This window comes from Exiguobacterium sp. J17977 (genome assembly GCF_018616375.1).
Taxonomy (GTDB): Bacteria; Bacillota; Bacilli; order Exiguobacteriales; family Exiguobacteriaceae; genus Exiguobacterium; species Exiguobacterium mexicanum.
Genome location: NZ_JAEQBB010000020.1, coordinates 1 through 335 on the forward strand (window position 1 = coordinate 1; position 335 = coordinate 335).

General features: G+C 45.4%; 2 tRNA genes and 1 rRNA gene. All 3 read right to left on the reverse strand.

What is annotated here, in order from left to right:
- Positions 1-76 (reverse strand) — tRNA-Phe (locus KNO58_RS15290).
- A 23-nt stretch (positions 77-99) separates the two neighbouring features.
- Positions 100-175, reverse strand: a tRNA-Asp gene (locus KNO58_RS15295).
- Positions 176-258: 83 nt separating this feature from the next.
- Positions 259-335, reverse strand: a 5S ribosomal RNA gene (gene rrf / locus KNO58_RS15500); the annotation flags it as partial.

The following is a 335-nucleotide window of genomic DNA, read 5'->3' on the forward strand; positions in this document are numbered from 1 at the left end:
TGGTGGCTTTGGACGGAATCGAACCGCCGACACAAGGATTTTCAGTCCTTTGCTCTACCAACTGAGCTACAAAGCCAACTTATTAAATAAAATAAAAAATGGCGGTCCCGACGGGATTCGAACCCGCGATCTTCTGCGTGACAGGCAGACATGTTAACCACTACACCACGGGACCGTTTTAAATAATTACTGTATCGACTTTACCTATTTTAAGTCTCATCAAGAAGAAAGTCAATAATTTTTTTGAAAAAACAAACAGCCTGGCAGCGTCCTATCCTCACAGGGGGAGACCCCCAACTACTTTCGGCGCTGAAGCGCTTAACTTCCGTGTTCGG